The sequence below is a fragment of the Stutzerimonas xanthomarina DSM 18231 genome (assembly GCF_900129835.1).
Classification (GTDB): Bacteria; Pseudomonadota; Gammaproteobacteria; order Pseudomonadales; family Pseudomonadaceae; genus Stutzerimonas; species Stutzerimonas xanthomarina.
Genome location: NZ_FQXA01000008.1, coordinates 147,431 through 161,147, shown reverse-complemented (window position 1 = coordinate 161,147; position 13,717 = coordinate 147,431). Strand labels below are relative to the sequence as shown.

General features: G+C 61.0%; 17 protein-coding genes. 8 read left to right on the top strand and 9 right to left on the bottom strand.

Features of this window, described 5'->3' with window-relative positions; all coding sequences use genetic code 11:
- Positions 1-5: 5 nt before the first annotated feature.
- From tatB to BUE09_RS18800, 4 genes are all read left to right on the top strand, one after another.
- Entirely contained in the window at positions 6-395 is a 390-nt protein-coding gene (gene tatB / locus BUE09_RS18815) for a Sec-independent protein translocase protein TatB (RefSeq protein WP_073303448.1), read from the top strand.
- Positions 392-1,195 carry a twin-arginine translocase subunit TatC gene (tatC, locus tag BUE09_RS18810; RefSeq protein ID WP_073303446.1) on the top strand — a complete coding sequence of 268 codons (804 nt, stop codon included), beginning with the start codon at positions 392-394 and terminating at the stop codon, positions 1,193-1,195. The genes tatB and tatC overlap by 4 nt, the downstream gene beginning before the upstream one ends.
- Positions 1,192-1,899: a 16S rRNA (uracil(1498)-N(3))-methyltransferase gene (locus BUE09_RS18805; RefSeq protein ID WP_073303444.1), complete on the top strand. Its 708-nt coding sequence runs from the start codon at positions 1,192-1,194 to the stop codon at positions 1,897-1,899. Before tatC ends, BUE09_RS18805 begins: the two co-directional genes overlap by 4 nt.
- A 100-nt stretch (positions 1,900-1,999) precedes the next feature.
- Entirely contained in the window at positions 2,000-2,419 is a 420-nt protein-coding gene (locus BUE09_RS18800) for a UPF0158 family protein (RefSeq protein ID WP_073303442.1), read from the top strand.
- A 20-nt stretch (positions 2,420-2,439) separates the two neighbouring features.
- On the opposite strand, the gene dtd is transcribed toward BUE09_RS18800, so the two are convergent.
- Positions 2,440-2,877 (bottom strand): D-aminoacyl-tRNA deacylase, encoded by a 438-nt coding sequence (dtd, locus tag BUE09_RS18795; protein WP_073303440.1) that lies wholly within the window; start codon positions 2,875-2,877, stop codon positions 2,440-2,442.
- On the bottom strand, positions 2,877-3,848 hold the full coding sequence (gene pip / locus BUE09_RS18790) for a prolyl aminopeptidase (protein WP_073303438.1): 972 nt from the start codon (positions 3,846-3,848) through the stop codon (positions 2,877-2,879). Before pip ends, dtd begins: the two co-directional genes overlap by 1 nt.
- A 79-nt stretch (positions 3,849-3,927) precedes the next feature.
- Between pip and BUE09_RS18785 the strand changes: the two genes are divergently transcribed.
- Positions 3,928-4,359, top strand: coding sequence for a hypothetical protein (locus tag BUE09_RS18785; protein ID WP_073303436.1), 432 nt, complete (start codon positions 3,928-3,930; stop codon positions 4,357-4,359).
- A gap of 33 nt (positions 4,360-4,392) precedes the next feature.
- Here BUE09_RS18785 and BUE09_RS18780 read toward each other — a convergent pair whose 3' ends face one another.
- The 5 genes from BUE09_RS18780 to BUE09_RS18760 form a co-directional block, all read right to left on the bottom strand.
- A complete protein-coding gene (locus BUE09_RS18780) occupies positions 4,393-4,938 on the bottom strand; it encodes a lipocalin family protein (RefSeq protein ID WP_073303434.1) in 546 nt (181 codons plus the stop codon).
- A 9-nt stretch (positions 4,939-4,947) separates the two neighbouring features.
- Complete coding sequence (locus BUE09_RS18775; protein ID WP_073303432.1) at positions 4,948-5,202, bottom strand: hypothetical protein; 255 nt, start codon at positions 5,200-5,202, stop codon at positions 4,948-4,950.
- 96 nt (positions 5,203-5,298) lie between these two features.
- Positions 5,299-5,901, bottom strand: coding sequence for a DUF924 family protein (locus BUE09_RS18770; RefSeq protein WP_073303430.1), 603 nt, complete (start codon positions 5,899-5,901; stop codon positions 5,299-5,301).
- Between the two features lie 3 nt (positions 5,902-5,904).
- Entirely contained in the window at positions 5,905-6,915 is a 1,011-nt protein-coding gene (locus BUE09_RS18765; protein WP_073303428.1) for a class 1 fructose-bisphosphatase, read from the bottom strand.
- A 190-nt stretch (positions 6,916-7,105) separates the two neighbouring features.
- Positions 7,106-9,565, bottom strand: coding sequence for a glycogen/starch/alpha-glucan phosphorylase (locus BUE09_RS18760; RefSeq protein WP_073303427.1), 2,460 nt, complete (start codon positions 9,563-9,565; stop codon positions 7,106-7,108).
- Positions 9,566-9,768: 203 nt separating this feature from the next.
- Here BUE09_RS18760 and BUE09_RS18755 point away from each other — a divergent pair, with 203 nt between their 5' ends.
- From BUE09_RS18755 to BUE09_RS18745, 3 genes are all read left to right on the top strand, one after another.
- The gene (locus BUE09_RS18755; protein ID WP_019340514.1) at positions 9,769-10,173 is read left to right on the top strand and encodes a YkgJ family cysteine cluster protein; all 405 of its coding nucleotides are present in this window, start codon (positions 9,769-9,771) and stop codon (positions 10,171-10,173) included.
- A gap of 129 nt (positions 10,174-10,302) precedes the next feature.
- Entirely contained in the window at positions 10,303-10,755 is a 453-nt protein-coding gene (locus BUE09_RS18750; protein WP_073303425.1) for a thioesterase domain-containing protein, read from the top strand.
- A gap of 256 nt (positions 10,756-11,011) precedes the next feature.
- Positions 11,012-11,800 (top strand): substrate-binding periplasmic protein, encoded by a 789-nt coding sequence (locus tag BUE09_RS18745; protein WP_073303499.1) that lies wholly within the window; start codon positions 11,012-11,014, stop codon positions 11,798-11,800.
- A gap of 22 nt (positions 11,801-11,822) precedes the next feature.
- On the opposite strand, the gene BUE09_RS18740 is transcribed toward BUE09_RS18745, so the two are convergent.
- Positions 11,823-12,518, bottom strand: coding sequence for a carbonic anhydrase (locus BUE09_RS18740; protein ID WP_073303423.1), 696 nt, complete (start codon positions 12,516-12,518; stop codon positions 11,823-11,825).
- Between the two features lie 128 nt (positions 12,519-12,646).
- Positions 12,647-13,555, bottom strand: a complete 909-nt coding sequence (gene glsB, locus BUE09_RS18735) for a glutaminase B (protein ID WP_073303421.1) — start codon at positions 13,553-13,555, stop codon at positions 12,647-12,649.
- Between the last annotated feature and the right edge of the window lie 162 nt (positions 13,556-13,717).

The window sequence follows — 13,717 nt, the reverse complement described above, 5'->3', positions numbered from 1 at the left end:
GCGCCATGTTCGATATCGGTTTCACCGAACTGCTGCTGATCGGTCTGGTTGCGCTGTTCGTACTTGGCCCGGAGCGCCTGCCCGGTGCCGTGCGTACCGCTGGCCTGTGGATCGGGCGCGCCAAGCGAAGCTTTGCCAACATCAAATCCGAGGTCGAGCGCGAAATTGGCGCCGACGAGATTCGTCGTCAGCTGCACAACGAGCGCATCCTCGACCTTGAGCGGGAAATGAAGCAGAGCATCATGCCAAGTTCGCCCAGCGCCAACAGCACACCATCCCCGCAATCGGCCACGCCGCCGCCAGATGCCAGCCATTTTGAAAAGGCAGCGCCTGCCGAAGCCAAACCCGCCGACACGGCCCCCGTACCCCGCCCGGACAAATCGCCTGAGCCATGAGCAAAACATCCATCGATGATCAGGAAATGCCGCTGATTGCCCACCTGACCGAGTTGCGCAAGCGACTGCTGCGCTGCACGGTGGCGATCCTGCTGCTGTTTGCCGGGCTGTTCTACTTCTCGCAACAGATCTATGCGCTGGTCGCCGCGCCACTCAGGGCATACCTGCCGGAAGGCGCGACTATGATCGCCACCGGTGTCGCCTCGCCATTCCTGACGCCGTTCAAGCTGACCATGATGGTGGCGCTATTCCTGTCGATGCCGGTCATCCTGCATCAGATCTGGAGTTTCATCGCCCCCGGTCTATACAAGCATGAAAAGCGCGTAGCGGTGCCTCTGCTGATCTCCAGCATCTTTCTCTTCTACGGCGGCATGGCCTTCGCCTACTTCGTGGTGTTTCCGATCATGTTCGGCTTCTTTGCCAGCGTGACGCCGGAAGGCGTGGCGATGATGACCGACATCGGCCAGTACCTGGATTTCGTGCTCACGCTGTTCTTCGCTTTTGGTGTGGCGTTCGAGATTCCGGTAGCGACGTTCCTGCTGATCTGGGTCGGCATCGTTGATGTAGAGACGTTGCGCAAGAGTCGCCCGTACGTCGTCGTCGGCTGCTTCGTGATCGGCATGGTGCTGACGCCACCGGATGTCTTCTCCCAAGCACTGCTCGCCATACCTATGTGGATTCTGTTCGAAGCCGGGTTGATCTGCGGCAGCATGGTGAAAAAGCGCGAGGGGGAGTTCCGCGGCGATGCAGACAGCAGCGAGCCCCACCCCGGCGATCAACCGCCTGCTTCACGTCCGTGAATCTGCTGCTGCTGGAGGCGGCCGACTTCGTTGCCGCTGATCGGGTCATCCTGCGTGACCGCCGCCTGACACACATCCAGGAGGTTCACCGCGCCGAGGCAGGTGGCTCCCTGCGGGTCGGGTTGCTAGGCGGACAGATGGGCAAAGGGCAGCTGCTGCGTCTGGATGACAGAGAAGCCGAACTCGAGATCAGGCTTCAGCAAGCCCCACCCGCCAAATTGCCCGTTACGCTGCTGTTGGCCTTGCCCCGCCCGAAAATGCTGCGCCGCGTGCTACAGACCGTTGCCAGCATGGGCGTGCCCAGGCTTGTGTTGCTCAACAGTTACCGCGTGGAAAAGAGCTTCTGGCAGACCCCGTTCCTCGAGCCGCTGGCCATTCGCGAGCAGTTGCAGCTCGGCCTGGAACAAGCGCGCGACACGGTGCTGCCTGAGGTTAGCATCGAGAAACGCTTCAAACCCTTCGTCGAAGACCGCCTGCCACAACTGGTCACTGGCACCCACGGTCTGGTAGGTCATCCGGGTGATTACCCGACCTGCCCCCGCGCACTGAGCGAACCGGTGACGCTCGCCATCGGCCCGGAAGGCGGCTGGATACCCTACGAAGTGGAGAAACTCACCGAGGCCGGCCTACAGCCTGTGCAACTCGGTGATCGCATTCTGCGCGTAGAAACGGCCGTCAGTGCCCTGTTGGCGCGGTTGTTCTGACGCTCCTGTTTGCCAAGATGCGACACAGTACCGATGAACGTAGCGCACGCAGCGGGTGCGTACGGGTCATAGGCTGTGAACCCTAATAACAGTTGTAGCCATGCGACCCTTGACCATCGACCTTCACCGCCTGGAATACGCACTGGAAAACCGCGATGCCAGCGAGCATTACCTGGATTTGGAATCGGGCCAAATACGCGCGGTTTTTCCTGGCGAAGCCGCGCCGGGCGTCAATGAGAAATATGATGTGCAGGATGATCGATATCTGCACATCGAACCGCTCGGTTTATCGCAGTCCATCGCCATGCGCGAGGCGTTTCTGTTTACCCAGCATGACCCCAACGCCCATGCCGTTCTCAGCAGCGCACTGCAAGGACGCAAGCCGCTGCGGACCTTCGACTTCAAGCTGGAAGATTTTCCAGCGGTCCGTCAGGCCTGGCTGGACTACCAGACCGTGCAGCTACGCGAGTATGCGATTACCTGGTTGCACGACAACGGCCTCGAACCGTCGAGACGCTGACTGCCCTGCCGCGCTACCCCTCAGCTCTCCAGCAGAAAGGTCACCGGCCCGTCGTTTTGAAGGTGCACCTGCATAGCGGCACCGAAACGGCCGAAGGCCACAGTTGGATGCTGAAGACGCGCCTGAGCAGCCAGATAATCGTAGAGTTCTTCGCCAAGGGCCGGCGGTGCGGCGCTCGAGAAGCTCGGCCGCAGGCCACTGCCTGTGTCGGCCGCCAGCGTGAATTGAGACACCAGCAACAAACCTCCACCGACATCTGCAAGCGAGCGGTTCATCTTGCCGTTTTCGTCGCTGAACACTCGATATCGCAACAGCTTGTGCAGAAGCTTGTCGGCACGCGCGCGATCATCTTCTCGTTCGACCCCTACCAGCGCCAGCAGCCCCTGCTCGATCGAACCAACCACCTCGCCCGCCACCTCGACCCGCGCCTGTTGCACGCGCTGGATCAGCGCCTTCATCAGGCTTCCTCGGGCGGCAAATCGAGTAGCCGCTTGGCAATATCGGCGGCGGCTCGCACCAGCGCGTCGCAGATGCCCGACTCGGAAGCCGAGTGTCCTGCCTCACGAATGATCTGCAGCTCGCTGTTAGTCCACACCTCGTGGAGTTCCCAGGCGTTATCCAGCGGACAGATGACGTCGTAGCGACCATGCACGATGATGCCCGGCAGGTGCGCAATCTTGTGCATGTTGCGCAAGAGCTGATCCGGCTGCAGAAACGCTTGATTGACGAAGTAGTGGCATTCGATGCGCGCCATCGCCAGCGCCCGATGTGTATCGGAGAAGCGGTCGACGACCTGGGTATTAGGTCGCAACGTCGCGGTGCGTCCCTCCCAGCATGACCAGGCCTTGGCTGCATGCATTTGGGCAATCTGGTCGGTGCCCGTGAGGCGCTTGTAGAAGGCCTGCATCAGGTCACCGCGCTCTTCCGGCGGGATCGGTGCAATGTAATCCTGCCAATAGTCGGGGAACAAACGGCTGGCACCGTCCTGGTAGAACCACCTGAGGTCCTTCGGGCGGCAGAGAAAGATGCCCCGCAAAATCAGGGCATGGACGCGTTCTGGAAAGCTCTGCGCATACGCGAGTGACAGCGTCGAGCCCCAGGAGCCGCCGAACAGCACCCACTTGTCGATACCGAGAAATTCGCGGATGTGCTCCATGTCTGCGATCAGGTGCGCCGTGGTGTTATTTTCGAGGCTTGCATGGGGGGTGGAACGACCGCAGCCACGCTGATCGAAGGTGATGATGCGATACAGGTTGGGGTCGAAGAAACGGCGACTCAGCGCATCGCAACCACCGCCTGGGCCACCGTGCACGAACACCACAGGCAGACCCTCCGGCGATCCACTCTCGTCGACGTAAAGCACATGCGGCGCTTCAACCGCCAGCTCATGCCGGGCGTAGGGTTTGATCTCCGGATACAAGGTCTGCATGGCACACTCCGTGGTCGGTGCGCGGGTCGCGGACCCGCCTGACGTTTCCGGCATCATAACGAGGTTCGAGAGGTTCGGCATGCTCCTATGGAAATTAGCCACCGCGGCGTTGGCGATCACGCTGCTGCTTGTCGGGTGCGGCCGGGATGATCCAGAGGCTGCGCTACAGGCGGCAGTTGAAACGCTGCAGAACCGCATCGAAAACAAGGACACCTCGCAGCTCCTTGACGTTGTTCACACCGAGTTCAGCGCCAATCGAGAGCTGGACCGGGACTGGGTTCGGCGCACGGCTGCCTTGATGTTCTTGCGTCATCGCAGCGTGAGCGTCATCGCGCTCAATAACCGCAGCTGGATTGACCCAACCTACCCGGACAAGGGCTACAGCGAGGCACAGATCGCGTTGACCGGCGCTGAGGGCTGGTTACCGCAGCGCCTCGGCCACTACGACGTCCGGCTCGAATGGTGGCTTACGGACGGAGAATGGCAACTGGCGCGCTTGAACTGGGAGTGACCAGTTGCCGAGCGCGGCTTGGGGCGGCGACGCTTAGGACGACTCGCCGCGCCAAATCAGCTCGCTGGTGTCGTAGCCACGCTTGCGCGCCTCGTCGAGCAGCCTGTCGCGCGTTGCCGCGTCGATCTCCTTGTCCCTCGACAGTAGCCAGAGGTTGTCCCGATCCGGGCTGCCGACCAGCGCCACGCTGTAGTCATCGGCCAGATAGAGAATCCAGTAATGCCCCTTGGTCAGGCCCGGGAAGAGCTTGCTGAACCAGTTGTCGAAGCGAACCCACAGCTTGTCCGTTCGCCCCTCCTGCTGAGGGAACGCTTCGCCTTGCGCCTGCTTCCATTCGCCATCGGTTGTTTCACAGCGATTGGTCACGGCCATACGGCCGTCGTTCTGCAGACGATAGTTGGCTTCCGATCGGACGCAGTTACGCTGGAAGAACATAGGCAATCTCGCCTGCTCGTACCAGGCGCCCTGGTAGCGTTTCAGGTCGACCTGCCCGGCTGTGTCCGGCCCGTCGACATCGTTACCGGAGCCGGCACATCCAGAGATAAGCAGTACTGAGAAAAGCGCAACCAGCAGACGCATGCGACCTCCTTATTTCAGGCCTTGGCCAGAGAACATCATGACTTTGTCGCCTGCGAACTGGATGCTGATGAAGCGATTCTTCTGGCCCCAGGTGCAACTCGACATGCCCAGCGCACCCGCGCACTCACCCGGCTTGCCCAGCAATTCTTCAACCTCGACGCGGGACATCCCGGCCTGCAACTTGGCGAAGTTTTCCTGGGTCACTGGGCTGCACGCAGCCACCAGCACGACAGCCACGATCAGCGATAAATAGCGCAACGACATGAAAGGATCCTTTGTTGGTCGGCAACGGGCCTTGCTTGGCCTTGCCTTGCGATAACAGATAGAAAACGAGCCGCCCAGGAAGGTTCCTGGGGAAAGCTAGAAGCGCGAGCCGGGCTCGGCAAGAAAAGCCCGTTCGGCCTCGCTGGAGGTGCGTCCGAGTATTTCGTTGCGATGGGGGAAGTGGCCAAAACGGGCAATGACCTGCCGATGGCGTTCAGCGAAGTCGAGGAAACCGGCAAACAGCTTTCGCTCATCTGTATCGGCAATGCCAAGAAGCTGCTCGAACTGCTGAACGGCCTGATCCTGGACGCTGAGATCTTCAGCGTGCTCCAACACCAGGTAGATAAACACTCGCTGGATCGGTGCAAGCAGGACGTCGCCGCCGTGGGCCATGCCGTCCCGCACAAGCTGCAGTGCGCGTTCGCCGCCGGCGAACGCCTGCGGTGTGCCGCGATGGATCATGCGCGGCAGTTGGTCGAGCAAAAGGACAAGCGCGAGCCAGCCCTGCGGCGACCCTGCCCAATCGTTCAGCTCACCGGCAAGTGCTCGTTCGCTGAGGCCACCGAAACGTTCCCGCGCTTCGGCATCCTGTTCAGGCTTGTAGCCGAACCAGAGGCCGTTCTTCGCGTCTGCTATTTCAGTGGCGGTAACGCCCTCACCGAACCACCAGTTCAGTAAATCCTTTGAGGACGAGGTCACTTGTCAGGCCTTGTGGTAACCGGTGACGCGCTCGACTTCTTCCTTGGAGCCCAGGAACACCGGGACACGCTGGTGCAGCGACTCGGGCTGCACGTCGAGGATGCGCTGAGTGCCGGTGGTTGCCGCGCCGCCGGCCTGTTCGATGATGAAGGACATCGGGTTGGCTTCGTACATCAGGCGTAGCTTGCCGGCCTTGCCAGGCTCGCGGGAATCGCGCGGGTACATGAACATGCCGCCGCGGGTCAGGATGCGGTGCACATCGGCGACCATCGAGGCGATCCAGCGCATGTTGTAGTTCTTGGTGAGCGGGCCTTCTTCGCCGGCCAACAATTCACTGACGTAGCGCTGCACCGGTGCTTCCCAGTGGCGCTGGTTGGACATGTTGATGGCGAATTCGGCGGTGCTTTCCGGCACGCGGAGGTTTTCGTGAGTCAATACGAAGCTGCCCAGTTCGCGGTCGAGGGTGAAGGCCATGACGCCGTTACCCAGGGTCAGTATCAGCATGGTTTGCGGGCCGTAGATCGCGTAACCGGCAGCGACCTGTTTGGTACCCGGCTGCAGAAACGCTTCCTCACCGAGCGCATCATTCTGGCTAAAGCAATGGTCCGGGCAACGCAGCACCGAGAAAATGGTGCCGACCGACACGTTGACGTCAATGTTGCTGGAGCCGTCCAGCGGATCGAAGACAAGCAGGTAAGCGCCCTTCGGATACTTGCCAGGGATCTGGTAAGCGTTGTCCATTTCTTCGGACGCCATGCCGGCCAGGTGACCGCCCCACTCGTTGGCTTCAAGCAGGATTTCGTTGGACAGAACGTCGAGCTTTTTCTGCACTTCGCCCTGGATGTTCTCGCTTTCGGCGCTGCCGAGCACACCGCCCAGCGCGCCTTTGGAGACCGCGTGGCTAATTTCCTTGCACGCTCGGGCCACTACTTCGATAAGGAAGCGCAGATCTGCAGGAGTGTTGTTGCTGCGGGTCTGCTCAATCAAGTAGCGACTCAGAGTTACGCGTGACATGGAATGGCTCCGGAGGGATGGGTAAGCCCGCGCAGTTTAGCAGGCCAGGGGGAAACTAACCCCCCTCAGACCTGCCGACGGTGTGCAGAGTTCAGCGGAGCGGTAAAGGGCCTGCAAGCTTCCGCCTCCAACATCCCAGAACCGCTTTTGTGCCAAACAGACAACGGTCTGATCAGCCACCCATTCCCCGTCACAGCACTTTCCAGATTTCCTCGGCGTATTCGCGAATAGTCCGATCGGAGGAGAACCAGCCGGTGCGTGCGGTATTGAGCACCGCTGAACGCCACCAGCTGTCCGCATCGCGCCAGCACGCCTCGACTTCCAGCTGCGCCTGCCAATAGGCTTCGAAGTCGGCACAGACCATGAAGGTATCGTGCCATTTCAGGCCGTCGATCAAGGCGGTATAGCGACCCGGATCTTCAGCCGAGAAGGCTCCATTGCGGATTGCCATCAATACTTCGTTCAGTCGCGGCGAACCGATGATGGTGGCTTCGGCGTTGTACTCGTTGGCCTGTTTGCGCGCCTCGACCTCTTCGGCAGTCATTCCAAAGATGAACATGTGCTCGGCGCCGATCTGCTCGCACATTTCGACGTTGGCGCCATCCAGCGTGCCGATGGTCAGCGCGCCATTGAGGGCGAATTTCATGTTGCTGGTTCCCGACGCCTCGAGTCCGGCGGTAGAGATCTGCTCGGACAGGTCCGCGGCCGGGATGATGCGCTCGGCCAGGCTGACGTTGTAGTTGGGCAGGAACACGACCTTCAGCAAGCCACGCACCGTCGGATCATCATTAATGGTCCGCGCGATATCGTTGGTCAGCTTAATGATCAGTTTGGCCGTGTGATAACTGGCCGCCGCCTTGCCGGCAAAGATCTTCACGCGCGGTACCCAATGGCCGCCCGGATCGGAGCGAATCGCCTGGTACAGCGCGACGGTATGCAACAGGTTCAGCAACTGTCGTTTGTATTCGTGGATGCGCTTGACGTGCACATCGAACAACGCATTCGGATCGACGCTGATCCCCAGCCGATCCTGAATCATGCGCGCCAGCAATTGCTTGTTGCCCAGGCGCTGGGCTGCGAAGCGGGCACGAAAATCCGGCTGATCGGCGCAGGGCTCCAGCTGGCGCAGTAGCGTCTCCGGTGAATCAAGCAGCTCTTCACCGACGTGATCGACCAGCAAACGGGTCAGCTGGGGGTTGGCCTGATACAGCCAGCGGCGGAAGGTGATGCCGTTGGTCTTGTTGCTGATCCGCTTGGGATACAGCGAATGCAGATCCGTAAACACCGTCTCGCGCATCAGACCGGTGTGCAGTGCCGACACCCCGTTGACGCAGTGCGAACCGAGAAACGCGAGGTTGCCCATGCGCACGCGGCGGCCATGGCCTTCCTCGATCAGCGAGACCGATCGCAGCAGGTTTACGTCGTGGATACCGCGCTCACGCAAGGCATCGAGGTGCTGGGCATTGATCAGGTAGATGATCTGCATGTGCCGCGGCAACAGACGCTCCATCAGCCCTACGGGCCAGGTTTCCAGCGCCTCGGGCAGCAGCGTGTGGTTGGTATAAGACAGCGTACCGACGGTCAGCTCCCAGGCCTTACGCCAGGGAATGTCGTGCACATCCACCAGCAAGCGCATCAACTCGGCAACCGCAATGGCGGGGTGCGTGTCGTTGAGCTGAATCGCAGCGAACTCGGGCAGGTTCAACAAGGTTCCGCGCTGGTCCAGGTGGCGCCGTATCAAATCCTGCAGCGAAGCGGCGACGAAGAAATACTCCTGCCGCAGGCGCAGTTCCTGCCCCGCCTCGGTGCTATCGGCGGGATACAGCACACGGGAAATACTTTCAGCGCGCGCTTCCTCGGCAACCGCCCCGATGTGGTCGCCGGCGTTGAAGCGCTCTAGATGAAAATCCGCCTCGGCCCGCGCACGCCACAGGCGCAGCGTATTGACGCTGGCGCCACGCCAACCCACCACGGGCGTGTCGTAGGCAATTGCACGTACGCCTTCGGCCCAGTGCCAGAAATGCTTGGGCTGATCGGAGCTGCTGCCGTCCGATGGCATCGCTGCCACGCTACCGCCGAAGCCGATCAGGTAGCTGACTTCCGGGCGCTCGAATTCCCAGGGGTTACCGAAGTTCAGCCAGGTTTCGGTCTGCTCGTGTTGCCAACCATCGACGATCGCCTGGCGGAACAGGCCGTGATCGTAGCGGATGCCATAGCCGTGCGCGGCCACACCGAGGGTCGCCATGCTTTCCATGAAGCAGGCTGCCAGCCGCCCCAGGCCTCCATTACCCAGTGCGGCGTCAGGCTCGAGCACACGAATGTGGTCGAAGTCGACATCTACGCCGGCCAGCGCCTCGCGCGCGACATCGAGCAGGCCCAGGTTGCTGAGGCTGTCGGTGAGCAGACGGCCGATCAGAAATTCCAGCGAGAGGTAATAGACCCGCTTCTTGCCTTCGCGATAGCCCTGCCGGGTACGATCCATCCACTGGTCGATCATGCGGTCACGGGTGGCCAGCGCCACCGCCTCGAACCAGTCATGGTCGGAGGCATGCTCGGGGTCCTTGCCGATCGAGTAGGTCAGCTTGCTGATCACGTTTTCACGAAAAGCAGTGACCTTATCGGCGTTGGGAGCGGTCGTTTCTTGCGTCATGGACAGACCTCGTGGCGCTGAGAATAGGAAAATGAGGGGTTCATGGCGGCGCCGGGCCACCGCTGTAAATGGCAATGCAAACAGGTTTGCAGGTTTCGTCTGAGTTTGCGTGACCGTCTGTCCGGCGTTCGACTCGTCGGATTCGCTGGAAATTCCGCGCCGTGTCGTTATGATCGCGCGCCGCCATTACCGATACCGCCCTCGTGAAGACACGCATAATCGCTTCAGCCGACCCCGACCGCCTGGAGACCTGGGCTCGATACAGCAACGGGCTGTGCCGCGATTGCCAAGCGACCTGCTGCACGCTGCCCGTCGAAGTGCGTTTCGACGACCTGATTCGCCTGGAGCTGGTCGACGCTTTCGAGCGTGACGAACCACCTAAGAATGTTGCCAAGCGCTTGAGCAAAGCCGGCATCGTCGAGCACTTCAATCAGAAGCACGGCATCTTCACCCTGACCCGCCTGGCCAACGGCGATTGCCTCTTCCTCGATCGCAAGACACGCTTGTGCACGGTCTACGCCAAGCGCCCGGACACCTGCCGCAACCATCCGCATGTCGGCCCACGGCCCGGCTATTGCGCGTACCAGCAGAAACAACCGGCTCGCTGAACAGGCGCCGCGCATCCAGAAGCCTTTATCGGGGCGCTAAAAAGCATTTCGGAAACTGGCAATATCGTGACTCAGCAGTCATGCTTGACGTCTGCCTGTATCCGCAAACGTTTTAGGAATCCGCCCGGCATGAGCCGTGATAGCCGCTACCTGGAAGCCATCCTGCACCACGACATCCCGCTGACCCGAGCAATGGGCTTGCGTGTCGAGCATTGGGAAAATCATGAGCTGCGCTTGAAGGTCCCGTTGCAAGCGAACATCAACCACAAGAGCAGCATGTTCGGTGGCAGCCTGTACTGCGCTTCGGTGCTGGCGGGCTGGGGGTGGCTGCATCTGCGCCTGCGCGAAGCCGGCATCGACGACGGTCATATCGTGATCCAGGAAGGGCAGATTGACTATCCGCTTCCAGTAGTCGATGACGCTACGGCCATCTGCTCGGCGCCGGACGAGGGGGCCTGGGAACGTTTCGAGACCATCTACCGCCGCCGTGGCCGCTCGCGTCTGACGCTTCACAGCCGCATTCTCGCCGCCGATGGCCGTGACGCGGTGCGTTTCACCGGTCAGTTTGTGCTGCATAAGTAACCCAGCCGCTCACCGCTCTGCTTCGGTGCGCTGAACCTCAGGTTCGCGCACTCAGTTCCTCCAGCGCGCCTAGTGCCAAAGGCCTCGACACTAGGTTGCGTTGCTGCTCGCGGTCATCTTCAGTTCGCTACCAGCCTTGCCTCCAACCGAACGTGTGACGGTGCACGCCATGCCGACTGCGTACTGGCACCTCGACACTTCGGGGACTACCCTCCCGCTTGCCAACAATAAAAACAGCATCGAGGATACCGACACCATGGGCATGTCCCGTATAGCCTTCCTATCGTTCAGTGTTCTGCTCGTTCTCTCAGGCGCAGCCCGTGCGGAGCTGCCGAAGAACTACCAGATCATCCTGCAGACCGACAATTTCCCACCATTCAACATGGGGCCCAACCACAAAAATTTCGCTCGTGGAGACGAGGTTCTGGGCATCGCCACCGACACCGTGCGGGAAATATTCAAACGCGCCGGCATTGATTACAGCCTGACGCTGCGCTCGCCCTGGGACCGCATCTACAGCCAGACCCTCGCGGATGCCGGCCATGGCCTGTTCTCCGTCACCCGCACCGTGCAGAACGAAGGGCAATTCAAGTGGGTTGGCCCTCTGGCCCGATACGAAAGCGTGCTGCTCGCGGCAGCGGACACGCGCGTCGACCTGCGCACGCTGATGCAGGCCAAGGGGCTCCAGATCGGTGTGCAGAAAAGCAGCGGTGTCAGCCAATATCTGGAGAGCCAAGGCCTACGACCGACTGATAGCCTCAGCGAAGAGGAAAACCTGCGCAAACTGCTCAGCGGCCGCTTGGATCTATGGGCAACGGCCGATCCGGTCTGGCGTTACCACGTCAGGGAGCACGGAGCAGAAGGCATCAAGCCGGTGCTGAATCTTCGCGCTGAAGATCTATACCTGGCGCTGCACAAAGACACGCCCGACGAAGCCGTCGAGCGTTTGCAACGCGCACTCAATGAAGTGATCGGCGAGGGCTACGCAGGCTGCAGCAAAACCCCCGACCTTTGCTACCTGATCCGTGACCGCAAGGCACCGTGACAGCATCGGCTCGCGGCAACGATCACACGTAGCGCGACTTCGGTGTAGCCATTGGCAGCGGGCCGTCGCCGATCAGACGGAACTCGCCCTTGGCCGCATCGTAGGCGCGGATTTCGCTGGTGCCGATGTTGTAGACCCAGCCGTGAATGAACAGCTGCCCGCTGGCTAGCCGCGCCGCGACTGAGGGGTGCGTGCGCAGGTGATCGAGCTGGGCCAGCACGTTCTCTTCGGTCAGCACGCCCAGCGTGTTGTGATCGGCGCAGCCGCAGTTTTCCTCCACCACCGTCCTGGCCACTTCGGCGTGACGCAGCCAGCTGCGTACGGTCGGCATGCCGTCGAGGCTCTTCGGATCCAGCACCGCTTTCATCGCGCCGCAATCGGAATGCCCGCAGACGATGATGTGATGCACACCAAGCGCCATCACCGCGAACTCGATGGCGGTCGACACGCCGCCGTTCATGATGCCGTAGGGCGGCACGATATTGCCGACATTACGGGTCACGAACAGGTCGCCTGGCGAACTCTGGGTGATCAGCTCCGGCAGAATGCGTGAATCGGCACAGGTAATGAACATTGCTCGCGGCGTCTGTTCGTGGGCCAGTTTGCTGAACAGCTCACGCTGCTCCGGGTAGATGTCTTCGCGGAACCGAATGACCCCCGCGATCAGGTGGTCGAGCGCCTCCTGCGCTGATTCGAGTGACTTGTCTTCGAGACTCATAACACGATCTCTCTTATGGTTTGGTTAGCTACGAAATTGCACGCGTGTGGCCGGACACTGCACAGATGTGACAGGCCGCGGCCGAACGTCGGCGCTTACCCCGACGTGATGAACCTTTAGCGGTGGCTTCAAAAGATGGACCAGCCAATGCGCTGCGAAAGCTTTTCCAGTGCCGCCATACCGATCAGTGAATTGCCCGCCTGGTTGAGTTCAGGCGACCAGACGCAAACCGTGAAACGCCCCGGCACCACGGCTACGATGCCGCCGCCGACACCGCTTTTTCCAGGCAGGCCGACACGATAGGCAAAGTTGCCCGCCTCGTCGTAGAGCCCGCTGGTGGCCATGATGGCATTGACCTGTTTGGCCTGGCGCGGGCTCAGCACGGGCTCACCTCCGTTCAGACAGGCCCCGTCCCGCGCGAGGAAACCGAACGCACGGGCCAGATCGATGCAGTTCATGCGTAGCGCACAGTGATGAAAATAGCTGCGCAACACCGCCTCGACATCATTGTGGAAGTTACCGAACGCCTGCATCAGATACGCCATCGCGGCGTTCCGCGCACGGTGCTGATACTCCGAATCGGCCACCACCGAGTCGGACACGATCAGTGGGTTACCCGACAGATGTCGAACGAAATCGCGCATGGACAGGGCTGGCACGGCAAAGCGCGACTGGTTGATGTCGCAGATCACCAGCGCGCCGGCATTGATGAAGGGGTTGCGCGGCCGGCCGCGCTCGAACTCCAGCTGCACCAGCGAGTTGAACGGCTGACCGGACGGCTCATGGCCCAGCCGCTCCCACAGCGACTCGCCGCTATGCTGGATCGCCTGGACCAGGCTGAACACCTTGGAAATGCTCTGGATCGAAAATGGCGTTTTCGCATCGCCTGCGTAGTAGAGCTCACCGTCGGCGCTATACACAGCGATACCCAGCTGATCAGCCGGCACGCCTGCAAGCGCAGGAATGTAATCGGCTACCTTGCCCTGCCCCAACAGCGGGCGAACTTCATCGAGGATTTCTTCAAGCAGCGCTTGCATATCGTGCGGCTCCAACCAGGTCTGCTGGATGGACGCCTCAGGCTCCGATCGCATCACACAAGCGCGCTCAGCGTAAGGCTGTCTGGCCACTTCGCAGCGAGTCGGATTCCGGTCAGGTCTGTCATTCGGCCTCCTTTTGCCCGGTAGTCTTTCCAATCGACT